Source organism: Nonomuraea sp. CA-218870 (genome assembly GCF_050936535.1).
Classification (GTDB): Bacteria; Actinomycetota; Actinomycetes; order Streptosporangiales; family Streptosporangiaceae; genus Nonomuraea; species Nonomuraea corallina.
Map to the genome: position 1 here is coordinate 566,690 of NZ_JBNJMN010000001.1, position 26,286 is coordinate 592,975.

Annotated in this window: 32 protein-coding genes, 1 tRNA gene and 1 pseudogene; 18 read left to right on the forward strand and 16 right to left on the reverse strand. The window is 69.1% G+C overall.

The window, feature by feature from the left end; genetic code table 11:
- Nucleotides 1–4: 4 nt before the first annotated feature.
- Nucleotides 5–955 (forward strand): endonuclease/exonuclease/phosphatase family protein, encoded by a 951-nt coding sequence (locus ACQEUU_RS02740; RefSeq protein ID WP_433059808.1) that lies wholly within the window; start codon nt 5–7, stop codon nt 953–955.
- Here the strand turns inward: ACQEUU_RS02740 and ACQEUU_RS02745 are convergent, their stop codons facing one another.
- Nucleotides 956–1,606, reverse strand: a complete 651-nt coding sequence (locus tag ACQEUU_RS02745) for a response regulator (RefSeq protein ID WP_433059811.1) — start codon at nt 1,604–1,606, stop codon at nt 956–958.
- Nucleotides 1,603–2,709, reverse strand: coding sequence for a sensor histidine kinase (locus ACQEUU_RS02750; RefSeq protein ID WP_433059814.1), 1,107 nt, complete (start codon nt 2,707–2,709; stop codon nt 1,603–1,605). The genes ACQEUU_RS02745 and ACQEUU_RS02750 overlap by 4 nt, the downstream gene beginning before the upstream one ends.
- Nucleotides 2,710–2,820: 111 nt before the next feature.
- Here ACQEUU_RS02750 and ACQEUU_RS02755 point away from each other — a divergent pair, with 111 nt between their 5' ends.
- The 7 genes from ACQEUU_RS02755 (at nt 2,821) to ACQEUU_RS02785 (ending at nt 8,083) form a co-directional block, all read left to right on the forward strand.
- Nucleotides 2,821–3,753, forward strand: coding sequence for an ABC transporter ATP-binding protein (locus tag ACQEUU_RS02755; RefSeq protein ID WP_433059817.1), 933 nt, complete (start codon nt 2,821–2,823; stop codon nt 3,751–3,753).
- A complete protein-coding gene (locus ACQEUU_RS02760) occupies nt 3,750–4,514 on the forward strand; it encodes an ABC transporter permease (RefSeq protein WP_433059820.1) in 765 nt (254 codons plus the stop codon). Before ACQEUU_RS02755 ends, ACQEUU_RS02760 begins: the two co-directional genes overlap by 4 nt.
- Nucleotides 4,515–4,631: 117 nt before the next feature.
- Complete coding sequence (locus tag ACQEUU_RS02765; RefSeq protein ID WP_433059823.1) at nt 4,632–5,156, forward strand: hypothetical protein; 525 nt, start codon at nt 4,632–4,634, stop codon at nt 5,154–5,156.
- A complete protein-coding gene (locus ACQEUU_RS02770; protein ID WP_433059826.1) occupies nt 5,156–6,082 on the forward strand; it encodes a DUF4097 family beta strand repeat-containing protein in 927 nt (308 codons plus the stop codon). The genes ACQEUU_RS02765 and ACQEUU_RS02770 overlap by 1 nt, the downstream gene beginning before the upstream one ends.
- Before the next feature lie 19 nt (nt 6,083–6,101).
- Nucleotides 6,102–7,067 carry an ATP-binding cassette domain-containing protein gene (locus ACQEUU_RS02775; RefSeq protein WP_433059828.1) on the forward strand — a complete coding sequence of 322 codons (966 nt, stop codon included), beginning with the start codon at nt 6,102–6,104 and terminating at the stop codon, nt 7,065–7,067.
- Nucleotides 7,064–7,867, forward strand: a complete 804-nt coding sequence (locus tag ACQEUU_RS02780; protein WP_433059831.1) for an ABC transporter permease — start codon at nt 7,064–7,066, stop codon at nt 7,865–7,867. The genes ACQEUU_RS02775 and ACQEUU_RS02780 overlap by 4 nt, the downstream gene beginning before the upstream one ends.
- Nucleotides 7,868–7,942: 75 nt before the next feature.
- Nucleotides 7,943–8,083: a prolipoprotein diacylglyceryl transferase family protein gene (locus tag ACQEUU_RS02785; RefSeq protein WP_433059834.1), complete on the forward strand. Its 141-nt coding sequence runs from the start codon at nt 7,943–7,945 to the stop codon at nt 8,081–8,083.
- A 96-nt stretch (nt 8,084–8,179) separates the two neighbouring features.
- Here the strand turns inward: ACQEUU_RS02785 and ACQEUU_RS02790 are convergent, their stop codons facing one another.
- Entirely contained in the window at nt 8,180–8,974 is a 795-nt protein-coding gene (locus ACQEUU_RS02790) for an MBL fold metallo-hydrolase (RefSeq protein WP_433059837.1), read from the reverse strand.
- 72 nt (nt 8,975–9,046) lie between these two features.
- Here ACQEUU_RS02790 and ACQEUU_RS02795 point away from each other — a divergent pair, with 72 nt between their 5' ends.
- On the forward strand, nt 9,047–9,640 hold the full coding sequence (locus tag ACQEUU_RS02795; protein WP_433059840.1) for a TetR/AcrR family transcriptional regulator: 594 nt from the start codon (nt 9,047–9,049) through the stop codon (nt 9,638–9,640).
- A gap of 64 nt (nt 9,641–9,704) precedes the next feature.
- Here ACQEUU_RS02795 and ACQEUU_RS02800 read toward each other — a convergent pair whose 3' ends face one another.
- Nucleotides 9,705–10,397: a TetR family transcriptional regulator gene (locus tag ACQEUU_RS02800; RefSeq protein ID WP_433059843.1), complete on the reverse strand. Its 693-nt coding sequence runs from the start codon at nt 10,395–10,397 to the stop codon at nt 9,705–9,707.
- Between the two features lie 103 nt (nt 10,398–10,500).
- Between ACQEUU_RS02800 and ACQEUU_RS02805 the strand changes: the two genes are divergently transcribed.
- Nucleotides 10,501–11,433, forward strand: a complete 933-nt coding sequence (locus tag ACQEUU_RS02805; protein ID WP_433059846.1) for a zinc-binding dehydrogenase — start codon at nt 10,501–10,503, stop codon at nt 11,431–11,433.
- Nucleotides 11,434–11,721: 288 nt separating this feature from the next.
- Nucleotides 11,722–12,150, forward strand: coding sequence for a hypothetical protein (locus ACQEUU_RS02810; protein WP_433059849.1), 429 nt, complete (start codon nt 11,722–11,724; stop codon nt 12,148–12,150).
- Nucleotides 12,151–12,318: 168 nt separating this feature from the next.
- Here the strand turns inward: ACQEUU_RS02810 and ACQEUU_RS02815 are convergent, their stop codons facing one another.
- Genes ACQEUU_RS02815 through ACQEUU_RS02825 form a run of 3 tightly spaced genes read right to left on the reverse strand, consistent with a single transcriptional unit; the run spans nt 12,319 to nt 13,523 of the window.
- The gene (locus ACQEUU_RS02815; protein WP_433059852.1) at nt 12,319–12,717 is read right to left on the reverse strand and encodes a DMT family transporter; all 399 of its coding nucleotides are present in this window, start codon (nt 12,715–12,717) and stop codon (nt 12,319–12,321) included.
- Between the two features lie 39 nt (nt 12,718–12,756).
- Entirely contained in the window at nt 12,757–13,077 is a 321-nt protein-coding gene (locus tag ACQEUU_RS02820) for a DMT family transporter (RefSeq protein ID WP_433059855.1), read from the reverse strand.
- Nucleotides 13,074–13,523: a DsbA family protein gene (locus ACQEUU_RS02825; protein WP_433059857.1), complete on the reverse strand. Its 450-nt coding sequence runs from the start codon at nt 13,521–13,523 to the stop codon at nt 13,074–13,076. Before ACQEUU_RS02825 ends, ACQEUU_RS02820 begins: the two co-directional genes overlap by 4 nt.
- Nucleotides 13,524–13,631: 108 nt before the next feature.
- Between ACQEUU_RS02825 and ACQEUU_RS02830 the strand changes: the two genes are divergently transcribed.
- A complete protein-coding gene (locus tag ACQEUU_RS02830; RefSeq protein ID WP_433059860.1) occupies nt 13,632–13,829 on the forward strand; it encodes a hypothetical protein in 198 nt (65 codons plus the stop codon).
- A gap of 422 nt (nt 13,830–14,251) precedes the next feature.
- Here the strand turns inward: ACQEUU_RS02830 and ACQEUU_RS02835 are convergent, their stop codons facing one another.
- Genes ACQEUU_RS02835 through ACQEUU_RS02850 form a run of 4 tightly spaced genes read right to left on the reverse strand, consistent with a single transcriptional unit; the run spans nt 14,252 to nt 18,355 of the window.
- Nucleotides 14,252–14,914, reverse strand: coding sequence for a response regulator (locus ACQEUU_RS02835; RefSeq protein ID WP_433071712.1), 663 nt, complete (start codon nt 14,912–14,914; stop codon nt 14,252–14,254).
- Between the two features lie 18 nt (nt 14,915–14,932).
- On the reverse strand, nt 14,933–16,216 hold the full coding sequence (locus ACQEUU_RS02840) for a sensor histidine kinase (protein WP_433059863.1): 1,284 nt from the start codon (nt 16,214–16,216) through the stop codon (nt 14,933–14,935).
- 13 nt (nt 16,217–16,229) lie between these two features.
- Nucleotides 16,230–17,384: an acyltransferase family protein gene (locus ACQEUU_RS02845; RefSeq protein ID WP_433059866.1), complete on the reverse strand. Its 1,155-nt coding sequence runs from the start codon at nt 17,382–17,384 to the stop codon at nt 16,230–16,232.
- Nucleotides 17,385–17,395: 11 nt separating this feature from the next.
- The gene (locus ACQEUU_RS02850; RefSeq protein WP_433059869.1) at nt 17,396–18,355 is read right to left on the reverse strand and encodes an alpha/beta hydrolase; all 960 of its coding nucleotides are present in this window, start codon (nt 18,353–18,355) and stop codon (nt 17,396–17,398) included.
- 670 nt (nt 18,356–19,025) lie between these two features.
- On the opposite strand from ACQEUU_RS02850, the gene ACQEUU_RS02855 reads away from it, so the two are divergent.
- Nucleotides 19,026–19,481 carry an ADP-ribosylglycohydrolase family protein gene (locus tag ACQEUU_RS02855; protein WP_433059872.1) on the forward strand — a complete coding sequence of 152 codons (456 nt, stop codon included), beginning with the start codon at nt 19,026–19,028 and terminating at the stop codon, nt 19,479–19,481.
- Nucleotides 19,482–20,180: 699 nt separating this feature from the next.
- On the forward strand, nt 20,181–20,372 hold the full coding sequence (locus ACQEUU_RS02860; RefSeq protein ID WP_433059875.1) for a hypothetical protein: 192 nt from the start codon (nt 20,181–20,183) through the stop codon (nt 20,370–20,372).
- Here ACQEUU_RS02860 and ACQEUU_RS02865 read toward each other — a convergent pair.
- Nucleotides 20,369–20,497 carry a hypothetical protein gene (locus ACQEUU_RS02865; protein WP_433059878.1) on the reverse strand — a complete coding sequence of 43 codons (129 nt, stop codon included), beginning with the start codon at nt 20,495–20,497 and terminating at the stop codon, nt 20,369–20,371. The genes ACQEUU_RS02860 and ACQEUU_RS02865 overlap by 4 nt on opposite strands.
- Before the next feature lie 983 nt (nt 20,498–21,480).
- Between ACQEUU_RS02865 and ACQEUU_RS02870 the strand changes: the two are divergent.
- Together ACQEUU_RS02870 and ACQEUU_RS02875 are read left to right on the forward strand one after the other, a co-directional pair.
- Nucleotides 21,481–22,002, forward strand: a pseudogene (locus ACQEUU_RS02870) (tyrosine-type recombinase/integrase); the annotation flags it as partial.
- A gap of 437 nt (nt 22,003–22,439) precedes the next feature.
- Nucleotides 22,440–23,159, forward strand: coding sequence for a site-specific integrase (locus ACQEUU_RS02875; protein ID WP_433059881.1), 720 nt, complete (start codon nt 22,440–22,442; stop codon nt 23,157–23,159).
- Between the two features lie 43 nt (nt 23,160–23,202).
- Here the strand turns inward: ACQEUU_RS02875 and ACQEUU_RS02880 are convergent, their stop codons facing one another.
- The 4 genes from ACQEUU_RS02880 to ACQEUU_RS02895 all read right to left on the reverse strand — a co-directional run bounded on the left by ACQEUU_RS02880 (nt 23,203) and on the right by ACQEUU_RS02895 (nt 24,778).
- The gene (locus ACQEUU_RS02880; RefSeq protein ID WP_371248783.1) at nt 23,203–23,694 is read right to left on the reverse strand and encodes a hypothetical protein; all 492 of its coding nucleotides are present in this window, start codon (nt 23,692–23,694) and stop codon (nt 23,203–23,205) included.
- Between the two features lie 125 nt (nt 23,695–23,819).
- Nucleotides 23,820–23,892, reverse strand: a tRNA-Ala gene (locus tag ACQEUU_RS02885).
- A 19-nt stretch (nt 23,893–23,911) separates the two neighbouring features.
- Nucleotides 23,912–24,643, reverse strand: a complete 732-nt coding sequence (locus tag ACQEUU_RS02890) for an HAD family hydrolase (RefSeq protein WP_433059885.1) — start codon at nt 24,641–24,643, stop codon at nt 23,912–23,914.
- 15 nt (nt 24,644–24,658) lie between these two features.
- A complete protein-coding gene (locus ACQEUU_RS02895; RefSeq protein ID WP_013130296.1) occupies nt 24,659–24,778 on the reverse strand; it encodes a DLW-39 family protein in 120 nt (39 codons plus the stop codon).
- A 283-nt stretch (nt 24,779–25,061) separates the two neighbouring features.
- Between ACQEUU_RS02895 and ACQEUU_RS02900 the strand changes: the two genes are divergently transcribed.
- Nucleotides 25,062–25,274 carry a heavy-metal-associated domain-containing protein gene (locus ACQEUU_RS02900; RefSeq protein WP_433059888.1) on the forward strand — a complete coding sequence of 71 codons (213 nt, stop codon included), beginning with the start codon at nt 25,062–25,064 and terminating at the stop codon, nt 25,272–25,274.
- Nucleotides 25,271–26,281, forward strand: coding sequence for a hypothetical protein (locus ACQEUU_RS02905; RefSeq protein ID WP_433059891.1), 1,011 nt, complete (start codon nt 25,271–25,273; stop codon nt 26,279–26,281). Before ACQEUU_RS02900 ends, ACQEUU_RS02905 begins: the two co-directional genes overlap by 4 nt.
- Nucleotides 26,282–26,286: the final 5 nt, after the last annotated feature.

The following is a 26,286-nucleotide window of genomic DNA, read 5'->3' on the forward strand; positions in this document are numbered from 1 at the left end:
CGGCATGAACACTCGAGATCGGGCCGCTCTGTCGTGGACGCGCGGGCGGATCCTGGCGGCCGTCGCCGTGCCGGTGGCCGGGCTGATGGCGTTCCCCGGCGTGCTGCCCAACGCCGTGGGCCGGCTCGGCAGCCTGCTGGAGACCTTCCTGCCCTGGTCCGGCCTGGCCGTGCCGGTGCTGCTCGTGCTGGCGCTGCTGCGCCGCTCGGCCCTCGCGCTGGTGTCGGTGATGCTCCCGTCGGCGGTGTGGGCCGGCCTCTTCGGCGCCCGCCTGTTACCCGCCGGCCAGGAGGCCGCGCACGACCTGACCGTGCTCCAGCACAACGTGAACGACGAGAACCCCGACCCGCGGGGCACCGCCCGCGCCCTCGCCGCGGCCGGGGCCGACCTGATCGCCCTGGAGGAGCTGACGCCCGCGACCCGGCCCGTGTACGAGGCCGTCCTGGCCCCCGGTCACCCGTACCACGCGGTCGTCGGCAGCGTCGGGCTCTGGTCCCGCCATCCCCTCGCGGACTCCCGGCCGGTGGACATCAGGCCGGCGGAGGTCGGGGGGGACTGGAACCGAGGGCTGCGCGCGACCGTCCGGACCCCGCACGGCGACCTGGCCGCGTACGTCGCCCACCTGCCGTCGGTCCGCATCCGGCTGTCCGGCGGCTTCGCCTCGGCCTGGCGTGACGAGAGCGCCGTCAAGCTGGGCGCCGCCCTCGCGGCGGAGAAGCTGGACCGGATCGTCCTGATGGGCGACCTCAACAGCACGCTCGACGACCGCGGCCTGGCCCCGGTCACCTCGCGGCTGACCCCGGCGGACCAGGGGTTCGGCTTCACCTGGCCCGCGGCCTTCCCGCTCGCCAGGATCGACCACGTCATGACCCGGGCGGCGACTCCCGTCGCCACCTGGACGCTGCCCGCCACCGCCAGCGACCATCTCCCGGTCGCGGCCCGCGTCAAGCTCTGATCAGTCCAGGACGCGCTCGCGCAGGGCGCGCAGCACCGCGTTGGTCCGGTCCCGTGCTCCGAGCTTGAGCAGCACGGCCGACACGTGGTTCTTGACCGTGCCCTCGGCCAGGAACAGCGCCCGCGCGATCTCGCGGTTGCTGTAGCCCTCCGCGACCAGCCGCAGCACCTCCAGCTCGCGCTCGGTCAGCGGCTGGACCGCGGGCAGGCCGGCCTCCTCCGGCGGCCTGCGGCGGTCCACCGCGCGCAGCAGCCGGTCGGTGATCGACGGCGAGACCAGCGTCCCCCCGTCCGCCAGCACCCGGATGGCCCGGGTCAGCCGCTCCAGTGTCACGTCCTTCAGCAGGTAGCCGCCCGCGCCCGCGCGCATCGCGTCCAGCACCAGTGTGTCGCTGTCGAACGTGGTCAGCACGAGCACCGGCGGCGCCTCGGCCACCCGCTCGCGCAGCGCGCCGAGCGTCCAGATGCCGTCGTGGCGGGGCATGCGCAGGTCGAGCAGGACGACGTCGGGGGCGTGCTGCTCGATCGCCGCCAGCGCGGCCATGCCGTCGTCGGCCTCGCCCACCACCTCGATGTCGTCCGTCAGGTCGAGCAGGCTGCGGATGCCCTGCCGTACCAGGGTCTGATCGTCGACCACGAGCACCCGGATCATCGCGCGGGCACCGTGGCCGTCACCCGGAACCCGTCACTGCCGTCGAGCCGGACGTCACCGCCGATGGCGTCGATGCGCTCACGCAGTCCTCGCAGGCCGTTGCCGAGCCGCAGTTCGGGGCTGCCGCGCCCGTCGTCGGCGGAGGTCAGTCTGACGCCGTGGTCAGCGGTGTTCTCGATGCTGATGCGCAGCGAGCTCGCGCCGGCGTGCCGGATGGTGTTGGTGAGGATCTCCTGGACGGCGCGGATCAGCGCCAGCGTCACCTCCTCGGCCGGGCGTACGTCGTCGTCGATCCGCAGGCGGACGTCGAGGCCGGGGATGTCGCGCACCACGGCGCTCAGGGACGCGCGTAGATCGGGGGCGTCGGCGCGGAGCTGACCGACGGTCGTGCGCACATCGCCCAGCAGGTTCCGCGCCACCCGGTCGGCGCGCTCGACGTGCGGGCGGGCGCCCGCGCCGTCGTGGTGCCGGGCGACCTCCAGCTCCAGGGTGAGCGCCGTGAGCTGGTGTCCCATGAGATCGTGCAGGTCCCGGGCGATGCGCAGGCGCTCGTGGGCGCGGGCGGTGTCGGCCAGGACGACGCTCGCGGCCCGCAGCTCCACGTGCGCCTCGGCCAGCTCGCGGCGCAGCCGCTGCTCCCGGATGATGGCCAGCGAGCTGAGCAGCGCCGCCACCTGGATCAGCAGGTACAGCATCGTGGTCAGGCCGATCCCGGTGAGAGGGGTGCCGGCCACGAACCCGGCCAGCGCGACGACGACGCTGTTGAGCGCGACCACCACCGGCCCCACCCACCAGGGCGCGACGTAGGCGCCCAAGGTGGAGGTGAACACCAGCAGGATCGGCAGCCATCCGGCACTCGGCGCCGCCAGGACCGCCGCCCAGCCCAGCGCGACCGCCGCGCCGTAGCAGAACCGCCCCGCCACCGGCTGGTGCTCCACCCAGACCGCGGCCACCATCACGGTCATCAGAGCCGCGAACAGCGCGCCCCACACGGGCAGCGGCACCCATGTTTCGGTCACGCCCAGCAGCGTCGGCGTGCCCACCCCGGCGCACACCAGGATCATCGTGAGGCCCGCCCACACATCCGGCTCGATTCGCCGCATACAGCCACTGTAATCGCGGTGCCCGGCGGGCCGAGGGTGCCGGAAGTCATGGGCGCACCGGCTGACCATCGGCACAGGCGCCCGGCCCGCGCCGCTCCCTACCGTCGAGACATGCCCTCATCACCCGCCGTCGTAGCCGAACGGCTGCACAAGCGCTACCGCGCCAAGACCGCCGTGGACGACGTCAGCCTGTCCATCGACGCCGGAGAGATCTTCGGCATCCTCGGAAGGAACGGCGCGGGCAAGACGACCACCGTCGAGCTGATCGCCGGAGTCCGCAAGCCCGACCGCGGCGCCGTCCGCGTCCTCGGCCTCGACTCCCTGCGCGACCGCACCCGCCTGCGCCAGGTCCTCGGCGTCCAGCTTCAGGACGCCACCCTCCACGCCGCGCTGACCGTGACCGAACTGGTCCGCCTGTACGCGACCTTCTACCGCGACCCGGTGCCCGCCGGCGAGCTGATCGAGTCCGTCGGCCTGACCGCCTCGGGCCGCACCCGCTTCGAGAACCTGTCCGGCGGGCAGGCGCAACGCCTGTCCATCGCGCTGGCGCTCATCGGACGGCCCCGGGTGGTGATCCTGGACGAGCTCACCACCGGCCTCGACCCCGAGGCGCGCCGCCACATGTGGACCGCCGTCGAGGCGCTGCGTGACACCGGGGTGACCGTCCTGCTCGTCAGCCACGCCATGGAGGAGGTCGAGCGGCTGTGCGACCGGGTCGCGCTGCTCGACGCCGGCCGGGTCGTCGCCGTCGATTCACCCGCCGGGCTGGTCGAACGGGCCGGGTTCGCCCAGCGGGTCACCATCCGCGCGGTCTCCCCCGTACCGGAAGGGCTTCTGGAAGGGCTGGCCGGGGTGGAGCGCGTGCGCGCGGAGGGCGGCCGGGTGGTCGTCGAGGGCCGAGGGGACCTGCTCCAGGCGGTCAGCGTGGCGCTCGTCCGGGCCGGCGTCGTGGCCACCGGGACCCGCAGCGAACAGGCGGGACTGGACGACGCGTTCGTCGCCCTGACCGGCAGCCGGCTCGACCCCGAGGAGGAGAAGCGATGACGGACGTCGCCGTGCGCCGCCCCGGCCCGAGGGCCTTCGCCCAGATGCTGATCTGCGAGCTCAAGACGGTGGCCCGCGACACCGCCGGGCTGATCGTGCCGATCGGCCTGCCCATGCTGATCCTGGTGATGAACGCCTCGTCGGCCGGGGACCAGGTTGTCGCGCACGGCCGCACCGCGCTGGACGTGTTCGTGCTGCCGCTGGTGTTCACGATGGTGGTGGCCACCACGGGCGTCGTCAACATGCCGGGTCTCCTGGCCTACTACCGGCGCGCCGGTATCCTGCGCCGGCTCGGTGTGACGCCCGCCTCGCCGTTGATGGTGCTGGTCGCCCAGGCCGTCGTGGGGATGCTGCAGATCGCCGTGGGCGTCGCGGCGGCCTGGGTCCTCGCCGTGGTCGCGTTCGGGGCCAACCCGCCGGTCCGCGTCGGCGTCGCGCTCGGCGTGCTGGCGCTGACGGTGGCCGCCATGTACGCCGTGGGCCTGATCGTCGCCGCCCTCGCGCCGACCCCGAACTCCGCCGTGGCGATCGGCCTGACCGCGTTCTTCCTGATGGGCGCGACCGGCGGCATGTTCGGCGGGGTGTCCAACCTGCCGGAGGCGGTGGCGGTCACCGGGCAGTGGCTCCCGTTCGGAGCCGGACTCCAGGCCCTGTCGGCCGCCTGGGTCGGCGCGCCCCTCGGGGCCGCCCAGGTGATCGGCCTCGGCGTGAGCACGGTGCTCGGCACCGTGATCGCCGCCGTGTTCTTCCGCTGGGACTAGCCGAAGCGCACCCCCGCCCCGGCCGCGGTTCATCCTGAGGCGCCACGACAGCGTCATGACGCCATCGAAGCCGATAAGGCATTGTCGATGGCGTCATCATGATGTCATAATGGCGTCATGGACCTTGCACCCTATGTCGACAGCCTCCGGCGCGAGCTCGCCGTCGCCGCAGCGGCCGGCGGCGACGAGGCCCGCGCGCTGGGTGAGCGGCTGGCCGCCACACTGGAGTCGGCCACCCGGCTCGCGCTGCTGGAGGCGCTGTCCGCAGCCGCCGACGAGATCACCGGCGAGCTCGCGCCCGGCTCTGTGGAGGTGCGCCTGCGCGGCCGGGACCCCGGCTTCGTCGTGACGCCACCCGGCGGCGGGCCGTTCGAGCCCACGGGCGAACGACTCGCCACGACGGCGCCCGCCACGACGCCGCCCGCCCCGCCGCCGCCTCCCGACACCGACGAGGGCGGCACGTCCCGGATCTCCCTCCGGGTCCCCGAACACCTCAAGCCGCGCATCGAGGAGGCCGCCGCCCGCGACGGGCTGTCGGTCAACGCCTGGCTGGTCCGCGCCGTCTCCGCCGCGCTCGACCCCGCCGAGACGAGCCGCGCGCCCCGGCGCAGCGGCACCCGCTACAGCGGCTGGGTCCGCTGATGACCAGGCCGAACACCGACGAGGGGACCGTCATGCCCGCCTACGACACGCCCGAGCCCGTCCTCGTGCTCATCGAGCTGCCGACCGCCAACGTCCGGATCAACGCCGGCGACCGCGCCGACACGGTGGTCGAGGTGCGTCCCAGCGACGAGACCGACGAGACCGACGTGGCGGCCGCCCGCCGCACCGAGGTCGAGTACGCCGACGGCAGGCTGCTCGTGCGCGGCGACCGGGAGCCGTCCGCCGGCCTGTCGATCGACGCCCTCGTACGGTCGCCCGCGGCCTGGGCGCGCACGCTGCTGCACGGCCAGGGCGGCTCGGTCGACGTGACCGTCGACCTGCCCGCGGGGTCCCGGCTCGACATCAGGTCGGCGGCGTCCCTGCGCTGCCGAGGGCCGCTCGGCGAGGTGGAGTTCGTCACCTCCTACGGCGACATCCAGGTGGAACAGGCCGGCCGGCTGCGGCTGAAGAGCACGTACGGCGACATCTCCGTCCACCGCGCGTCCGGGCACGCCGAGATCACCTCGACCCACGGAGACATCCGCGTCGGCGAGATCGACGGCACCGCGCTGATCAGGAACTCGCACGGCGAGATCCGCCTCCGCGAGATCACCGGCGATCTCCGGCTGACCGCGGCCCACAGCGACGCCACCGTGGACCGCGCCCTGGCCGGAGTCGCCGCCAAGACGGCGTACGGGAGCCTGCGCATCGGCGAGATGATCTCCGGCTCGGTCGTCCTGGAGACCACCGGCGGCGGGCTGGAGCTGGGCATCCGCGAGGGCAGCGCCGCCTGGCTCGACGTGAGCTCCCGGTACGGCACCGTCGACGTCGCCCTCGACCCGAGCGACGGCCCCACCGAATCCGACCACGTCGTCGAAGTCCGGGCGCACACGGCCCACGGCGACATCGCCATCCACCGTTCCTGACAACAGCAAGGAGATCATCATGCCTGACGCGATCGTGGCCGAAGGCCTCGTCAAGAGGTACGGCGGCGTGACCGCACTCGACGGGGTCGATCTGACCGTTCCGGAGGGAACGGTGCTGGGCTTACTCGGCCCCAACGGCGCCGGCAAGACCACCGCCGTGCGGATCCTGACCACGCTGCTGCGGCCCGACGCCGGGCGCGCCACCGTGGCCGGGTACGACGTCGTGCGCGACGCGCGCCGGCTGAGGTCCGTCATCGGCGCCTCCGGCCAGTACGCCGCCGTCGACGACCACCTCACCGGCGCCGAGAACCTGGAGATGGTCGGCCGCCTCTACCACCTGGGCGTCGAACGCAGCCGGGAGCGCGCCCGAGAGCTGCTGGAGCGCTTCGACCTGACGGAGGCCGCCGACCGCCCGGTGCAGGGCTACTCGGGCGGCATGCGGCGCCGCCTCGACCTGGCCGGCGCGCTGGTCGCCGACCCGCCGGTGCTGTTCCTCGACGAGCCCACCACCGGCCTGGACCCGCGGGCCAGGACGAGCCTGTGGGACGTCATCTCCGGGCTCGTCGGGGCGGGCACGACCGTGCTGCTCACCACCCAGTACCTGGAGGAGGCCGACCGGCTCGCCGACCGCGTCGCGGTCGTCGACCGCGGCCGCGTGATCGCGCTCGGCACCCCCGACCAGCTCAAGAGCCAGGTCGGCGGCGACCGGATCGAGCTGTCGGTGACGAGCGCCGCGGACCTGACCGCCGCCACCCGCGCGCTCACGCCCCTGGCGGCCGACGACCTCCAGGGTGACGCCGCCGCGCTGCGGCTGACGATCCCCGCCACCGCAGGCACCGCCACACTCGCCGACGCGCTCGGCCGCCTCGCCGCCGAGCGGATCACCGTACGCGACGCGGGGCTGCGACGGCCGACCATGGACGACGTGTTCCTGACCCTCACGGGGCACGAGACCGACGCGAAGACCGAGGAGACCGTCCGATGAACGCCCTCCACCTGGCCGTCGCCGACGGCATGACGATCGCCAAGCGCAACGCCCTGAAGATCCGGCGCGCTCCCGACCTGCTCGGCGGCGTGGTCATACTGCCCATCGTGTTCGTGCTGCTGTTCACCTACGTCTTCGGCAGCATGATCAATCTGCCGGGCATCTCGTACGGCGACTACATGCTCCCCGGGATCTTCGTGATGACGATCGTCACCAGCGCGCAGATCACCGGCTACACGCTCACCCTGGACATGCGGAAGGGCATTTTCGACCGGTTCCGCACGCTGCCGATGTCCCCCTCGGCGGTGCTGACCGGCCAGACCGTCAGCGACCTCATCATGAACGTCACCAGCATCGTGACCATGGTGGCCGTCGGACTGCTCGTCGGCTGGCGCGTCCACAGCTCGCCCGGGGAGGCCGCACTCGGGTTCCTGATGCTGCTGCTGTTCGCGTACGCCTTCTCCTGGGTGACGGCGACGGTCGCGCTGTCGCTGCGCACCCCCGAGGTCTTCAACAACGTGGCCACGCTCGTGTCGCTGCCGCTGGTGTTCCTGTCCAACGCCTTCGTCGACAGCACCGTCCTGCCCGGCCCGCTCCGGCTGATCGCCGAATGGAACCCGGTCTCCACGCTGGTCCAGGCCGCCCGTGAACTGTTCGGCAACACCAGCGCCGCCATGCCCGCCCCCACCGCCTGGCCGCTGCGGCACGCCGTGCCGGTGTCGCTGCTCTGGTCGGTCGTCCTGCTGGTGGTGTTCGTGCCGCTGGCCATGCGCCTGTACAAGAGAGCCGTCAGCCGCTGACCCCTCCCGGACGACGGGGATCGGCGAACGTGGGGAGCATGCGACCGGGGAGCGGGCATCGGCTACCGTCACGCCGTGGCCGACACGGTCGCACCCGGCATCGCGTTCGGGCAGGCCATCGCCCGCTGGGGCAACTGGTTCAACCAGGCGCCACACCCCCGGGAGGCTCTTGACGAGAGAACGCGGACTCCGCGATGCCGGGTCAGCGGCCTTTGACGCGGGCCGGTGACTCGGCGGACGGCCGTATCGTCGCCGGGGAACGCAGCTTCACCGGTCGGGATACTGCTTGCGATTGATCCGGAGAGACGCCTCTCAGAGGGTGATGTCCTCGCCCTGTGTGAGGGCGGCGACCTCATAGGGCTCGGCCGAGGTCGCGTCCAGGAAGCGGGAAAGCTCATCGGGCCGCGTCTCGTAGAAGCCGTCGATGTGGAACCCGTCGTAGTGGATCGGCATCACGACTCTCGCTCCCAGCAGGCGTGCGGCCACGGCCGCCTGGCCGGCGTCGAGGGAGGCCGGATAAGGGCTCGGCGGCTGACAGTGCGGGAAGCACACGGTCGGCCCGTTGATGGGGGTGAGCACCGCGTCGAACGGCCCGAACCGGCGGGCGGCGCGCCACCAGTAGCCGTGGAACATGCTGTCACCCAGGTGCAGCACCCGCTTCCCGCCGGCTTCCACGGCCCAGGACACCTGCGGATCACCCAAGGTGTCGACGGCTGGAACGGCGGCGATCGTGAAGGGGCCGATGGTGATGGTCTCCCACAGACCCATCGGGCGCCGGGACAGGTGCCGTTCGTCGAGTTCGCGGTCGGCCTTGAGCGTCCACAGGTTCTCGTGGTCGTCGCCGCCGAAGGACATGGGGTGCAACACCTGGCCGTCGGGGCGGAGCGCTTCGGCCAGTGCGGCGGCGTCGGTGTGGTCCCGGTGCAGGTGGGTGCAGAGCCCGGCGATCACGTCTCCCTCGGTGCGCGGCCGGACGACCTGCGGCATGGGCGCCGACAACGGCGTGCCCTCCAGCACTCCCTCCGGGCGGCCGAGCAGGTCGATCACCACACTGTGACCCTGCGCTTCCAGTTCCACCCCGGCCCAGCCCAGCCACCGAACACGCATTCTCAGACCCCTTTTAGCGTACGATCGTTCGCTGATGAGATAGCGTACGATCGTACGCTAAACTGGTCAACCATGAGGAGATCAGCCGAGGCCGCCCAGCTGACCCGCGACCGGATCGTGGCCACCGGCGTGACGAAGGCCTCGGCCGACGGCCTCCACGCACTGACCATCGGCTCCCTGGCCGAAGCCCTCGGCATGAGCAAGGCAGGCGTCGTCGGCCCCTTCGGGTCCCGCGCCGAACTGCAGCTCGCCGTGCTGACCAAGGCGGCCGACCTGTTCATCGCCGCCGTCGTCGCGCCGAGCTTGGAGGCGGAGCAGGGTCTGCCACGCCTGCGCATGGTGATCGATCTGTGGTGCGACTACCTGGACAGCAGCCCTTTCCCCAACGGTTGCTTCATCACCGCAGCATCCTGTGAGCTGGATGGCCGCCCAGGCGAGCTGCGGGACGCGCTCCTCGCCACCGTGACCCGGTGGCGGGCCTTCCTGCGCGAGCAGATCGTGATCGCGCAGACCGCGGGCGACATCACCACGACGTTGGACGCGGACGACCTCGTGACGGCCCTGACCGGGCTCGCGATGTCGGCCAACCAGGAGATTCAGCTCCTCGCCGACGACACCGCGCCGGCGCGCGCACGGCGTCTCATGCTGGCCGCCCTCACCCGGTGAACGCGCCGGCCCGCGCTCCGGCCGGGGCGAGCGCGGGTTCACGGCACGGCCGAGGGCGTACCGGCTAGCGGGGCGTGAGGGTCAGGGTCAGGGCGCCGGGGACGGCGGCGAAGGTGTCGCGCATGCGGGCCGCCAGCGAGGCGCGGGTGGGTTCGGCCGGGTCGGCGGCCCATCCCTCCAGGGCGTGGTGGAAGGCCGCGACCGCCATGTCGAGGGCCAGGCGGAGGCGTGGATCGTCGCGCTCGGGCGGCACGTCGAAGCGGCGGGCCAGGATGTCGAGGGCGCTGCGGGTGATGAGGTCGCACAGGTGACGGCAGTGCGCGTCCAGCGACGGGGTCTTCTCGGCCAGCCGCAGGTTGAGCAGGACGCGGCGGGTCCATCCTTCGGCGGGCATCCGGTCGATGACGGCCAGCAGCGCGTCGCACAGGAACGGCAGGACCGCGGCGCCCGCGGGATCGCGGGACTCGATGTCGTCGAGGAACGCGATCCACAGGTCCTGGGTGGGCGCGCCGGCCACGTCCTCCTTGCTGGTGAAGGTACGGAAGAACGTGCGCTTGGAGATCTCCACCGCGTCACACAGCTCGTCGAGGGTCACGCCGTCGAAGCCGCGCTCGGTGAACAACTCCAGCGCCGTGTCGATCAGCGCCTGCCGGGTCCGCGCCTTCTTGCGCTCGCGCAGCGGCAGGTCACACAGCTCGTCCTCGGTCATCACCCGGCGGGCGAGCACGGCCGGGCGGCTCGATGCTGTGCTGTCCACCCGCAAAGTGTAACCGATGAGCTAACGCCCCTCGAAGGTTTATGCCACTCAGTGGCGTTATAGTGTCCGTCAGAGGCGACCACGCTCTGACGGAAGGCACACCATGCGCGCATTGATCACCGACCCCGAGGCCCCCGGCGGCCTCCGCCTGGGCGAGACGCCCGACCCCGTCCCCGCGCCGGACGAGGCTCTCGTCCGCGTGACCGCCACGTCCCTCAACCACGGCGAAGCGTCCATGGCGCGGCAAGGTGCGCCGGCGGGCGTGGTCCTGGGCTGGGACGCCGCCGGAGTGGTGGTACGGCCGGCCGACGACGGATCCAGCCCGCCCGCCGGCACCCCGGTGGTCACCCTCGGCCTGGCCGGCGCCTGGGCCGAACAGCGCGCGGTGAACACCGGCATGATGGGCGCCGCGCCCGAGGACGCGGACCCCGGCGCGATCAGCACGATCCCCGTCGCCGGACTCTCGGCCCTGCGAGCCCTGCGCCGCCTCGGCCCGGTCCTCGGCAGGCGGGTGCTGATCACCGGCGCCACCGGAGGCGTCGGCAGGTACGCCGTCCAGCTCGCCCGGCTCGCCGGCGCCCACGTCGTGGCCTCCACAGGCGACCCCAGCGCCCACGGCGACGCCCTGCGATCCCTCGGCGCCGACGAGGTCGTGGCGGGCCCGGACGACGTGGACGTGGACGAACCGGTGTACGGCGTCCTCGACATGGTGGGCGGCCACGCCCTCGTCGCGGCCTACGACCGCCTCGCCCCCGGCGGCGCCCTCGTCGCCGTGGGCAGGGTGACCGGCGAGGGCGAGACCTTCCCGTACACGATGCTGTCCGGCGACCGCGGCCATGACCGTTCGATCGTCTCCTTCTACCTGCCCGGCGAGTCCGGCCTCGGCCCCGACCTCACCTGGCTCGCCGCCAAGGTCGCCTCGGGCGTGCTCACCCCGCAGATCTCCTGGCGCGGCCCCTGGGCCAAGACCGCCGAGGCGATGGACGCCCTCCTGGACCGCCGCCTGCACGGCAAGGCCGTACTCGACATCACCTGACCGGCCACTCCGGAATTTGAGGACAGCGGCGGTCGCCGGGTTGTTCGCCTACCCGCTGGCCGCCCTGGTCAGCGCGCCACACCTGTAGTGGCGGCAGCGTGGTCCGGTTCTGGCCCTCTTCCTTGTGGCCTGCGCCTTCCTTTCCGGATAGCCGCGCCGCTGGAGAGGCCAGATTTACTCCGAAAATTCATGGATTGACGAGGGCTTGTAAAGATCCGGCGGCCACGTCAGAATCAGTTCACGCTTCAACTACTTGGTTGGAGAATCACTGAACGGATGAGGAGAGGCATGAAGCGCACCATCTCCGTTTTCGTCGCCGCCGGCGTCCTCGGCGCCACACTCACCGGCATCAGTCCCGCATCCGCAGCCACCTCCACGATCGACTGCTCCGCAGGCGCGTACACCCGGACCGTGGAGAGCTACGCCCCCACCAACGCCGAGAGGCCCGCGGTGGACGGTTTCGCCTACCGTTACGGCATCCCGTCAGAGGCCACGTACGAGGTCTGCCTCGACATCCCGGACACCTCCACCTTCACGATCGAAGTGCGAAGCTGGGCCAACCAGACACAGACCGTGTTCGTGGACGACCGGCCCGGCGACAAGATCTTCCGCTTCACACTCGTCCCCAACAGCTTCTGGCAGGTCTACGGCGTATTGACCGGGCCTGACAGCGTCTACCTCCCCTACACCTGGCACGAGAAGCGGATCCAGGCCTGACGACGAACGGGTCGGTATCTCGCTCAGCCACGCGGGGAACTCCACCCTGGGTAGCAGGCGCAATTCCCGATCACGGGGTCGCCTTCTACCCAAGGGTGGGAGCCTGGAATTCGGACTCGGCCTTCTGACCGTGCCGGGCGGCCCGCTTTACGCCGGTTCACGGTCGGTTCAGTTCATCGCCCGGGCTCGTTCGAGTTTGGGGCTGTCGGCGAGTTTGAGCCAGACGACTCCGGTGACGATCACGGCCAGCCAGAATCCCTTGAGGGGGGTGAGGGTTTCGTCGAAGAAGACCGGTCCGAGGAGCGCTGCTCCGATGGCGCCGATGCCGGCCCAGACGGCGTACCCGATGCCGACGTCGATCCTCTTCAGGGCGACGCTGAGGAAGAACAGCGTGAACAGGAAGAAGACGATCGCGACGATCGACCAGGCAGGGTTGGTGAAGCCTTGGCTGCCGTTGACGCTGAGGGCGTAGCCAACCTCGAAGGCTCCGGCCAGGAGCAGTGCCGCCCAAGGGCCGGCCTTCTTCTCCGTGCCGGGCGAGGTGACGGTCTGTGATGTGGTGGTCATGGGGATTCGTGTCCTTCGCGCTGATCGGATGAGCAGGAACTAGACGGTTCCGGCGAGGTTGAGGCCGACGACTCCGGCGATCACGACGGCGATGCCGAGGAGCTTCTGCCAGGTCAGGCGCTGGGAGAGGAAGAGGGCGCCGATGATGACTATCCCGACGCCTGCCAGGGAGGTCCACAGGGCGTAGCCGACCCCTACGTCGAAGGTCAGCAGGGCGAGGCTGAGGAAGAAGGTGGCGATCGCGCCGCTCACCAGGGTGCCGATGGTCCACCACAGTTTCGTGAAGCCTTGCGCCTTGCCCGCCGCGAGGCCGACGGCGATCTCGAAGATGACGGCGATGCCCAGGTAGAGCCAGCTCATGATGGTGTTTCTCCCGTTTCGGTGTACGGACGCGCGGGCGCGTTCCTGGCGGTGATGGTGGTGCGCAGATAGCGGGACAGCCCGCACGGCTCCCCAGTGGCGAGCAGCACGGTGCCGGTCAGAGTGTCGAGACCATGGGTGGTCATGGCGTCGCGCATCGCGACGACCTCGGCGTGCGCGGTCGGGTCGCCGGTCTCCGTGGCCCGGTTGACTCCGACCTCCGAGATCATCTTCCCGGTGGCATCGACGAGGACGCCGACGAAGGGCAGCCCACGGGCCGCGACGTGGGCGATGCAGGCCTCGGCGTGGTCGAGGCCGACCGAGGTGGCGACGTCGGTTATCACTTCGTCCGCACCGATGTCCCGGTCCTGTTGGAAGAATGCCTTGAACATCGCCTCGGTGTAGGCCTCGGCTCTGCCTCGTTCCTGGGCGAGCTGCAGCACCATGAACGCCTTCCCGATTAGCTGCATGTGCATGCAAGTAAATTACACGAGTCCATCGCAAGTCAAGCCAAGAGTCGGCGGGCTGCCGCGCCGCTACATCCTCGCCAGGGCGTGCACTTTCACGATCTGCGCCACACGGGCAACACCCTGGCCGCGCGGTCCGGAGCCAGCTTGGCCGATCTCAAGGCGCGCATGGGACACGACAGCGACCGTGCCGCGCTGATCTACCAGCACGCCACCCGGGACGCCGACCAGAGGATCGCCGACGCCTTGGACGCACGGGTCCGCAGGCAGCGCAAGCAAGGCTGATGGCACGTAGAGGCACGAACACCGCTTCCCATGATCAGAGAAGCGGCGTTTTCCGAGGTGGAGCCTAGGAGATTCGAACTCCTGACTTCCTGCTTGCAAACGGGAACCCGTCACCTCCTGAGGAGCCCCCGGGCCTGGTCAGGCGGCAGGTGCTGACTGATGGCGTGTGATCACGTTGGCGGGTGTTGCTGTACCGGTTGCTGTACGGCTACGCGTCCATCGGGACGGGGAACCGATGCTCAGAAGGTCCCGCACCTCATCGCCGTCGCCTGAACCCTCATAGGCCACCTTCACCTGAACGACACAACAAGCTGCGAAACCTTCGACGGCGTCGTAGTCCAGGTCGCCCAAAGCATCCTTGCCATGGCCTCCGCGATATGGCACAACGAGACTGGAGTTCTGGTAGTTCGACCGTTGATCACCTAGCGTCTGGACGGGCGCACCAATCCCGTTTCGTACGCGAAGACCACAGCCTGGGTCCGGTCACGCAGGCCCAGCTTGACCAGGATGCGGCTCACATGTGTCTTCACCGTCTGTTCCGCCACCACCAGCCGCTCGGCGATCTCCCCGTTGGACAGGCCCTGCGCGATCAGAGACAGCACCTCGGACTCGCGCTCCGTCAGGCCGCCGACGCGATCCTTGATCGGAGTGCGGGGGGCACCAGTCATCCGGGTGAACTCGATGATGAGGCGCTTGGTGATGTTCGGGGCGAGCAGGGCGTCGCCGGCCGCCACCACACGTACCGCCTGAGCGAGGTCGGCGGCCGAGGCGTCCTTCAGCAGAAAACCCGAGGCACCTGCGCGCAGCGCCTCGTACACATACTCGTCGAGGTCGAAAGTGGTCAGAACGAGGACCTTGACGGCGGTGTCAGCCGGTTCCGTGATGCGGCGGGTCGCCTCGATGCCGCCGAGCTGGGGCATCCGGATGTCCATCAAGACGATGTCCGGGGCGAGTTCGGCGACCTTGGCGACGGCGTCGAGACCGTTTACGGCTTGGCCGACGACCTCGATTCCAGGTTCGGCGTTGAGCAGCACCGTGAAGCCTTGGCGAACCATCATCTGGTCGTCGGCGATCAGCACGCGGATGTTACTCAAGAAAAGCCCTCAATCGGGTCGGTGGGGCGGTTTGGTGGAAGAGTGGCGGGGCAGGACCGCGGTCACTTCGTACCCTCCGTCGGGTGTGGGACCGACGGCCAGTTCGCCGCCCAGCATGGCCGTGCGCTCGCGCATGCCCAACAGCCCGTGTCCGGCCGCCAGATAGTACGAGGCGGGGGCGTTCGGCGCGGTGTTTGTGACTCGGATGGTAAGAGCGTCCTGCTGGTACCCGACCTCCACCCGTGCCTCCGTTCCGGACGCGTGTCGCATCACGTTGCTGAGCGCCTCCTGAACGATCCGGAACGCCGACAGCTCGATGCCCGGTGACAGCGGACGTGGTTCGCCAGTGATCCGGGTGGTGATCGTCTGCCCGGCGTCGCGCACATTGTCGACCAACTCGCCCAGCCGGTCGAGGGTGGGCTGCGGGGCGTGCCGTACCTCCTCCGACTCGGGTTCCTCCGAGCGCAGCACGCCCAGCACCCGGCGCAGCTCGGTCAGCGCCTTCACCGCGTTCTCACGGATTCCCGCGAGGTTCTCTTTCAACTCTTCGGGCGGGTCCTGGACCAGGTGCGGAGCAACCTGCGCCTGGATGGAGATCAACGACATGTGGTGGGCGAGCACATCATGCAGTTCACGGGCGATCCGGTTGCGCTCTTCCAGCAAGGTGCGCCGGGCCCGCTCCTCGGCCGTGAGCTCCTCCTGTTTGACCAGCTCCGTACGGGCCACCCCGCTGCAGCGCAGCGCGGCGCCCACCACCACCACGCCGGTGAGAATCGCAGCGGCACCGCCGACGTTGTCGCCGTGCGCCTGCGAGATGAACGTGCTGCAAGCCAGGCCCGCCAGGACAGTGATCACCAGCGCCTCGACCGCGGCCCGGGGGCGGACCCTCAACGCCAGCAGGAACAGCACCCCGGCCTGCAGGGCGAGCCCGGGGCTGGTCCAGGGAAACAACACGGGGACGCGGGGCTCCGCGAGTCCCGCGATGATGACCATGGCGATCGTCACCGCCCACCAAGCCGGCACCGGCTGGACGAGCGCGAGGAGAAGCGCCACCGCCTGGAGCCCGCCGAGCAGCGCGGCGTACGACGTCTCAAGCCCATAATGGTCACCAAGCTGGCTGATGTTGAAACCGGCGAGGACAGCCACAGGCAGCAACAACAGCATCGCGAACGCCGGAAGCCAGTCCCGCCAGCTGGGCCGCCCCGCACGCGGCAGCGGGTCGTACGCCGTCGTCCACAGGTCGTCGCGCAGGTTACTCGGTGCCGCCCGCAGCGCCTCCTTCAGCCGTCTCATGGCGCCCATCTCCCTAAGCACGCCACACCTCCAGCCCCCCGGCGGGCCGCCTGTCACATTCAACACCGCCGGACCCTCTCTGCTCGTGGATACGGAATGCGGCACAACACACCAGCAGGGCCAGCGCGAACGCCGGAAGCCAGGCCAGGCGGGCGAGCACCCAACCTAAGTCATCGGGGACGGTGTGCAGGCCTGGCAGCGGCCCGCTCGCGAACATGCCGATCGCAGTCACCGCGATCATTGCGGTCTGGTGCCAGAGGAAGACCGTCATCGCGGACAAATTGACCAGTGCCACCGCCACCCATGCGGCCGGGCGGCGTAGCACCCGCCGCAGCGGGCCGAGCAACAGCAGGGCCGCTCCGCACTGGGCGAGCCCAAAGGTGACGACCGCGAGGGTGGGCGGGTCTAGGTTCGAGACGGCTGCGCCGGGCACCCCGACCATTGCGGGCGGGTAACCGGCCCACAGGACGAGTCCTAAGACGGCTGCCGCGCCGCCGAGCAGCAGCGCCCATCCGGTCTCACGGCCGCACAGACTGCCGCGGGCCCAGGCCGCGCCTAAGCAGTACGGCACCGACCAGCCGGCCACCACGTTGATCCAACCGAGCCAGGCGGGCCCGTCCAGGCCGTACCGGACCAGGTCGACGAGAGTGACAGCGGCGAGAGGCCACAGCGGGTGCAGTTTGGCGGTCAGCGGGGTCGCCGCCGTCAGCGCTACGAAGACCAGCAGGAACCACAGTGGGAAGTACACCAGTTTGACCAGTGTGCGTACAGCCTCCCAACTGGCCCCGGAAGCGAGCATTGCACCTGCCGCCACGCTCCACACGACCAGCACAGCGGCGACGGGCCGAACCAGCTGGACCAGACGGGCGCCGAGCCACCGCCCGTACCCCATGCCCCGGGCGCGAGCCGAGGCGTGACTCGCCGCCCCCACCTGCCCGCCCACCAGGAAGAAGAGCGCGAGCGTCTGGAACAGCCAGGAAACGGGGGCGAGCTGGGGCATGTGCCGGAGCGGGCTGGTGGTGTGCAGGGTGCCGCTGTCGGAGACCAGAGCGGTCACCAGCCAATGGCCGAGCACCACGCCGAAGATGGCCAGGGCGCGTAGTGCATCGACGGCGCGGTCCCGCCCGGGCGGGGTCGCCACGTCGATGCGCCGGATGAGGTCACGCACCGCTGCCCACCTCAAAGGGGAGCCTGTCCGGAGACGATCCTGGCGATGTTCCGCAGCGACAGAGACCCGGCGGACAGGTAGTCGCTGTGGCCGCCGTCGCCCGCCGCGAAGACGCGGGCGCCGAACTCCGGGTCGACCGGGTCGGTGCCGAGCCCGATGGTGGCGAAGGGAAGGTGAAGCCGCGTGTGCGGTACTCCGGCGATCCAGTCGCCGGTGCTCCGGGTAGCCCAGACGGTCGCCCGGGTGTGCAGCGCGGCGGCATTGTCGACGGTAGTGCCGGCGCTGCCATACAGGACGATGTCCGCGACGTCCAGCCCAGATGCGGCCCGGGCGCAGACCACACTCCCGTAGGAGTGGCACAGCAGTGAGATCCGAGCAGCCGGTTTGGCGGTGCGCAGCTCTCGCATGAAGGCGCGGAGCTTGGGGGCGGCCTCCTCCGCCCGATCGGGTGCCATCGCTTCGAGACTCACGGTGCCAGGTGTCCGGTAGCCAAGCCAGGCGATGACGGCCGACCGGTTGCCGAGCATCTGCAGCAGTCGCATCGAGCCGCCGCGCAGGAGTCCGTACTTGTCGAGGTTGGTGTCGGCGCCGGGGATCACCACAGCGATCCGCCCGGCCCCAGACAGTTCGCCGAAGACCTCCGCAGTACGGCCGCCGTCGCGGCCGTCGAAGAACAGGAAGTTGCGCGTCGGGTCCGTCATGGCGTGCAGCATCGAGGCCCGCCATCGGTCGCCGTTACGGGTGGCGGTCCGTTCGGCCGCACGGATGGCGGCACGGCCGACGGTGTACCGCTGGTCCAGGGCCGCGGGGGTCATGGCCGGCAGCGGGGCCGAAGCGGCAGAGGCGGCGGGGACGGGCGCGGGGACGGCTGCGGCTCGGGCCGCACCCGAGACCGGCACCGCCACCGACGCGGTGACGAGCGAGGCGAGCAGGGTGCGGCGCAGGCGGCTCCCGGGTGAGTGGGACACCATGGGGGGACGGTCCTTCCGTAGTGGATCTCTCTCATGCTTCGGGTGTCGAAGCTATGGATCTCACTTCGTGGTCGGCGTCCTGCCGAGGAGTGCACTTCTCCCGTAGCTCTTTAGTACTACGGGTAGGGGCACGCTTGCCGGATCGGCGGAGGTGCGGTTCACGTCGGGAGCGGAACGGCGGAATCCCACGTACGAGTGGTCCAGAGTCTCGCTGTCGTGGACCGCTGGATGGCGTGACCGACCACCGTCGCGAGATCACCCGCAGGCTCGATGATCTGGGCCCAAGGGACACTGGCGAAGAGATCGGGCACGCAACGGGCCCGGAAGCGGGACAAGTCTGAACAGCAATCAAAGCCCAGGCGGAGAAAACGCCCTCCGACCTGGGCTTTTGACTGGGTGGAGCCTAGGAGATTCGAACTCCTGACTTCCTGCTTGCAAACGGGAGCCAGTCACCTCGTTGAGGGTTCGCGAGCCTGGTCAAGCGGTAGATGCGGGTCGACGACATGTGATCGTGTGCGGAGACGTTGCTGTATTCCGCTGCTGTACGCAGCGCCCTGCTTCGGCGATCTGCCTGTCATGGTCCAACGTTCGCCGTCTCCTGCGATTGATTCGGTCACCCCGCCGCGAAGCATCAGACGGTCGGCGCTGCCAGGCTAAGTAACCTGCTGGTATGAATCTTGTGCAGCGTGCCGTTGGCGCAGTCGTCGGCTCAGCTGTGGGCGATGCGCTGGGTGCTCCTTTCGAGTTCGGCCCGGCGGGCGCGTTCTTCTCCCGCTTTCCGGTACCGGGTGCCGGCGGCGAGATGAGTGGAGGCGGCGGCTGGGACGCCGGCGAGGCCACCGACGATACGCAGATGGCCGTTCATGTAGCCGAGTCGTTGCTGGAACGTGGCGGTTTGGACCTGCCGGATATCTTCGCCCGCCTCCAGCGATGGGCGGCCGATCAGCCGAAAGACATCGGACTGCAGACCGAAGATGTACTGACCCGCGGTAACCGGCGGACTGGCCGGGGCCGTGTACGGACCGGCAGCGATTCCAACCGAGTGGACCGACCCCTTACACGTTCCGCTACCCGGAAGCGGCGGCCGAACCCTGCATCTGACCCACCTGACCGACCTCGCTCGTGACCTCGTAGAGCGTCCGAATTCAGACTGACAACGGAGCCCTGACTGCCAAAGCGCAACGACCTTCCGCTCCTCAGGCGGAGCAATCACCCTGCTGGGGTGACAGGCCCGTGGTCAGGCGCGTGTGGACGGTGACGCGGATGCACCGGTGTGTGGGGACGTTGCTGTCAGTGCTGCTGTCACCTCAGCCATGGTCGTAGCGCCCCCCAGTACTGCTCCGACACGATCGCGGACACAATCGCCTCGTAGCGCGGCGCACTCGGCGATGTTGAGGAAGTAGGTGTCCAAGTCGGGCCTGTCTCGGCTGGTGTTGACGGGTTGGGGTGCTGATCACTGATGGTGGTGACCTCCTCGAAGTCGTAGAAGTCGGCGCTCACGAGTGTGGCTCCTCGGGGGCGTCCGACATGGTGTCGCCTCCCAGCTCCTGATGGAGCTTGACTGCGGCTTCGATGCCCAGTGGGGTGACGTGGTGGGTGGTGCGCAGCACCACCACGCACTCCTGCTCGAAGTCGTGATACGCCGCCTCGGCGCTGGCGCGTCGATGGATGCTCCCGTGAGCATGGCTAAAACTATTAGCGATTCTTTCTGTTGCGCTGACCTGCGGCTCCGCGATCCTCGGCGAAATCCCAACTTGCGCCGCGAGTTGGGATGCGGTTTAGCGTCATGTCGCATCGACGAAGTGAATCACAACGGAGGTATGGAATGGGCGCGCTCGTTGCGGCGCTGTCGCTGGCCCTCGGCATCATCGCGAGCCTCGTGTGCTGGATCGTCCTGAAGGCGCTCGGCGCTGACAACGTCTCGGCTTTCTGCTTCAGCGCCGGAGCTGTGGTCATCGTCGCCACGGCGGTGGTCGGGCTTGTCCAGTTCGCCAGGAGCTGGGACAGGCAGCCTTAGTCGAACTCATCGGCCTCGTGCCGGCCGATCAGGACGTTGACCGCGCCGAACTCGATATAGGCGGGTGTTGCGGTGACGCCGAACAGGTCCGCGAGGTAGCGGCCCGTGTCGTCAGCGACGTTCACCTTTCGGGTGGGCTGGCCGGCCTCGATCGCGGCGTCAACCTTCGGGCTGATGCGGCGGCAGGGGCCCGCGGCTCGAGCTGTAGAAATACAGATTAACAAGCCCCTTTCCGGGCGTACATAAATTCGGATTGCGGATTCGCGATCTTTTGCTATACGGCAGCTCCGGCCACTCTCGGCTATGCTTGGCCCCGATCCACCAAGAAACCGGTCTATCAAGAGGTGCTGAGATCTCTCTTGATAGGTGTGCGCCCACACCGAACCTAAGCAACACCACTATTTGCCATTCGACGCTGTCGCATAAGACCAGGTAGCTCAGGGGTGCACGGCTACCAGACCCGCTGTCACAAGCGGGAGTTCGACCCAGAGGGATGTTCTGGGCCGAGGTCGGTTGCGGCTGTGCCTCTTCCGATCTCGATCCAGATCCGATCGAGACGGAGGAGACATGGGAACGGCCGGTCAGGTAGCGCTTGCGTTGTGCATCGCGGCGGTCATTGGACTTTTGGCAGGGCTCGCGAAGGCCATCAAAGACCGGGATACGTTCCTAGCTGCTGCCGCCTGGGCAGGACCCACCTTCGGGGCCGTGGCGGTGCTCGCCATAGCCATCGTTGCCCTCGGCCGATAGAGCTAGCCGGGCATCACGGCAGCCAGCGCCAGCGCTCTAAGGCCGAACACCACAACGTACTCCGAGGGTGTCTCGCGAGGATCGGTTCCACGCTCTGTACGTCCTGGCGCTTTGCCTCGACCTGTGACGCGGGGACCTGCTCGGCCTTCGCCGGGAGGACGTCGACCTCGACGCAGGCACATTGGAGGTGGTCCAGACTCTCCAGCGCGTCGGAGGCGAGCTCCGGTTCGTCCGTCCCAAGACGGAGAACTCCGAGCGAACGATCCCGTTGCCCGCGATCTGCATTGACGCTCGCAAGGAACACCGCCGGCGGTAGCTCGCCGAGCGGTCAGACGCCTAGCCTAACTGGGAGGATCACGGCCTCGTCTTCCCGTCCCGGCGCGGAACGCCGATGGAGTCCCATAATCTCCGCCGAAGCTGGGGAGCCGTCCGCAAGGCCGCCGGCCTCGGTGAGATGCGCCTCCACGACATGAGGCACACCTGTGTGAGTCTCCTCCTGGACCTCGGCGTCCCGCCGCACATCGTCCGGGAGATCATCGGCCACAGCGACATCGAGGTCACCATATGGCTGAGAGCGTTGCCGTCAGGGTTGCCGTCAGCTAATACAAATGAGCCCCGGAGCGATCTTCGCTTCGGAGCTTCCTTGCTGTTCAACGATGGTGGTCATGGGCGGGGTCGAACCGCCGACCTTCCGCTTTTAGGTGTAGCGATCACCTTGCTTCCCATCCGCTACCAGGAGTCAGCCGACCGTCCATGGTGCCTACCGTGTGAGCTTGGTGGCCAACGTTGCCGTCACCGTTGCCGTCACGGATCCCACAGGGTGCCCGGTGGCAAGGACCGACAAAGTCGGTCCGCGGCAGCCGATCGCCCCGGCCCGGGCTGAGAGTGCCGAAGTCAGCGATCGTCACGGCCCCAGCCGAACACTTCACTATGAGTGAGAATTCGATCGCCCACAGGCTTCCGTCCTGCTCGACCACGCCCGCTCAGGTACGAGCAGCATGTCCACCGCCGTCAACGGTCATCCGAAGCTGTCGCTCGCCCTGTTCGCATGATCGGAACTCGAACCGCAGGGCCCCAGACCGGAGGAACGGAAGCTGCGCGGCCGCATGATCTTGGCTCTGGCGCAAGCAACGCACCCTTGCCCCCTCGAACCGGCCGTGATGGTTGCAGCCAATCCGCCGCTCCTGCCAATGCTGCGACCAAGGCAAGGACGCCGCTCGTCCAGAAATCCACAGCAACCCAAAGCGCCGTCAGCACTGCTGCGCGGTCGGCAAGTGCTGCAAGTCCGAACCCTCGGAGTGGACCGTCCACGACGCCTACATGACGCTGCGGGCCGCCCTGAGTAACGCCGTCCGCGAAGAGGTCCTGACGCGCAACGTCGCTGCCAACGTCAAGATGTCGTTCCCTCGGAAGCGCAAGGTCAAGCCCTGGTCGGTGGACGAGGCCAGGACCTTCCTGGAGTCAGCCCGTACTCGGGAGGACCCGATGTACCCGGCGTACGTCCTGGTGCTCGTCCTGGGTCTGCGGCTCGGCGAGGCCCTCGGGCTGCGTTGGGAGGACGTCGACCTCGACCAGGCCGAGATGACGATCGGCTGGCAACTCCAGCGAGTCGCCGGCAAGCTGCTGCACCGCCAGACAAAGACGGATGCCTCCGACGCCACTTTGCCCTTTCCCGAGATCGTCACGACGGCCCTCCGTGCCCGTCAACGGGTATGCGATGCCGCCAGGGATGCGGCGGGAGACGACTGGCAGGAGACCGGCCTCGTCTTCACCACCGCCAGTGGCCGGCCGATCGAACCGTCCAACTTCCGGCGCAGCTTCGCGAACGCCTGCGCCAAGGCAAACGTACGAAGAGTCCATGTCCACGCCACCCGCAAGACCTGCGCGTCTTTGCTCGTCGCCCTCGATGTTCATCCACGCGTGGCCATGCAGATCCTTCGTCACTCACAGATCTCCGTGACCATGAACGTATACAGCGAAGTCTCGTCCGCAGAGACGCGCCGAGCTCTGAAGAAGCTTGGTGATCATCTCGACTCCTAGCGAGACCCAGCATTGACGAAAATCGATTAGGCCATTCCTCGACTCACGGGGAGTGGCCTTCAACGTGTGACAAGGGCTGACGACTTCTCCTGCCGCCGCCACGCGACGACGGTTCCGCTTGCGACTCATAGCCAGTCCATCGAAAGAGAAGGATGAGCACGCCGACAAAGGTCGTGATCACGCCAGAGAACAGGGCAAGGAAGGCCATGACAAACTCACCGTCTGGATCACCGACCCCGGAAGGTCGTCCTTCGACCCAGTTCATCGTGGCCCAAGCCTGCGTCGCGACGATCACGCCGAACAGCATCGTGATCGAACCCAGGGCATAGCCAGGTGTACGCGTCCACGACCGTGTGGCGGTCAGCACGATGCCCACCAGCAACCCGAGTGGAACGGTTACGACCTGTCCAGCGTCCAGCGCCATCAAGGCTGCGAGTCGTGCGTGCTCGAAATTCTCGCCGCGCTGGATCCACAAGAACGGCAGCGCTACGACACCGCTGAGAAGGCCGATCGCCAGCAACCTGAGTAATGCCACGCGCATCATGATCGCGGGCTTGCTTGCTCCTGTGCTAGCCGAACTGGAGGTGTAGCTGTACTTTGCAGCTGTACAAGATCGAAAAGGCCGCTTCCCGATCATGGAAGGCGGCCTTCGACGTGCGGTGGAGCCTAGGAGATTCGAACTCCTGACTTCCTGCTTGCAAAGCAGGCGCTCTGCCAGCTGAGCTAAGGCCCCTTTGAAGGATGAAGATAGCTTACCGGGCCGACGCGGGTGTCCGCGCGCTTCCCAGGTCGTCGCTGAGGATCAGCTCGGGCAGGTCGTCGAGCGATCGCAGGATGTGGGTGGCTCCGCCTTGGAGGAGGCGTTCGCGGCTGTGGCCGCTGGTGGTGAGGATGCCGGTGACGAGGGCGGCGCCGGCGCGGCGGCCGGCCAGCATGTGGCTCTCGGAGTCGCCGGCGACCGCCACCTGGCGGACGTCGGGGATGCCGAGGCGGAGGACGGCGTGCAGGACCATGTCGGGCCAGGGGCGGCCGCGGCCGCCCGCGTCCTCGGGGCTGATGGCGAGGTCGATCTTGTCGTGCCAGCCGAGGATGCCGAGCACACGGCCGAGCGTGGTGCGGCTGAAGCCGGTGAGCAGGGCGAGCCTGATGTCGGAGCCGCGGAGCTTGTCGAGGACCTCGAGGACGCCGGGGGCGGGGGTGAGGCCGGACCGTTCGAGGGCGCCTTCGTAGGCACGCTCGAAGGTCAGGTTGGCGGCCTGCGCCCGGGCCTCGTTGTCGGGGAAGAGGCCGCGGAAGACGTCGATCTCGGGTTGCCCCCGGGACCGGTGCACGTGCACCATGGCACGCGCGTACGCTCCGGTCCCGGGGACTATGCCCTGGGTGGCGATCGCCTCGGCGAACGCGCGTTCCACTGTGGCGATGTCGCCGACCGTGGTGCCTGCCAGGTCCAGGCACACCAGCTTGATGGGGACGATGTCACTCATCGCCTCGCCGGTCGGCTAGTTCTCGCTGCCGGTCGCCTCGGTCCAGAGATCGAGCTCGGCGCGGTCGGCCTGCACCTTGCGCCAGATCAGCAACCCCCCAAGGGCGACCAGCGCCAGAACAAGCAGCTTCTTCACTGTGTGACCCCACTTCTTCGACGGTCTCACCCGCGGGGCGAGACCCAACGGAATGCTTTGCAGCCTAGCAAGGGATGGCTGCGGTCCCTGTGTTTGCCCGGACCAGATGTACGGATTGTTCAAGGAACACGCCGGTCCGACTGTTGACATACCCCCTAGCGGTACATATGGTCCTCGACATACCCCCCAAGGGTATGAGGACCGGTGTCCGGGAATACCCTAGGGGGGTACGGTGTTAGTGTTGATAGCGAGCACTCTGTACGAGCATATGAAGGAGCAGGCGATGACCACCTCCACCTACACCGTCAAGGGCATGACCTGCGGCCACTGCGCGAGCTCCGTCAAGGAGGAGGTCGGCGAGGTGGCCGGGGTGACGTCGGTCGAGATCGAGCTCGAGAGCGGCCGGTTGACCGTGGTCAGCGACGGCCCGGTCGACCAGGAGAAGATCAGCGGCGCGGTCGAGGAAGCCGGTTACGAGCTGGTGGGCTCGTCGTGAACACGGCAGGCCGGTTGGGTCTCTACGGCGTGGCGCTCGCGGTCGTCTTCGCCGCCGCGCTGGGCGCCGGCAGCGCGGTGGGCCAGGTCGGGCCCACCCCGGGCCCGACCGGCCACGCCGCCGCCCGCGGCGAGGCGGCCCCGGCCCACACCACGGACTCGCCGCAGAGCGACGGTCACGCGACGGACTCACCGCAGGCCGACGCCCACGCGACAGCAGAAGCCGACGGCCACGCGGGCGAGGCGAAGGCCGACGATCACACCGGCGACCAGGACGGTCACGGCGACGGCGCGCACTCAGGCGCCACGGATACCCCCGGGGGGCTCCAAGTGTCCCAGAGCGGCTACACCTTCACCCGGATCGCCACCGACGACCCCGGCGACTTCCGCTTCACCATCGAGGGCCCCGACGGCAAGCCGGTGACCGCCTACGACGTGGAGCACGACAAGAAGCTCCACCTCATCATCGCCTCCCGCGACCTGACCCGTTTCCAGCACCTCCACCCGGAGATGGCCGACGACGGGACCTGGCGCGCCGAGCCGGAGTTCGACGAGCCCGGCCCGTACCGTGCTTTCGCCGACTTCAAGCCCACCGGCGCCGGCAAGCTGACGCTCGGGCTCGACGTGGAGGCGCCCGGCGACTACCGGCCGAAGGAGCTCCCGCACGCGGATGACGAGGCGCGGGTGGGCGACTACACGGTGAGTCTCGCCGGAAAGCTGGAGCCGGGCAGGTCGAGCAAGCTGACGCTCAAGGTGAGCAAGGACGGCGAGCCGGTGACCGATCTGCAGCCCTACCTCGGCGCCTACGGCCACCTGGTGGCGCTGCGCGCCGGCGATCTCGCCTACCTGCACGTCCATCCTGAGGACACCGGGAAGGCCGGCCCGGAGATCACGTTCTTCGCCGAGGTGCCGAGCACCGGCGCCTACCGTCTGTTCCTGGACTTCAAGCATGGCGGCAAGGTACGCACCGCGGCCTTCACCGCCGAGACCGATCCGCACGGCCACTGACGCCA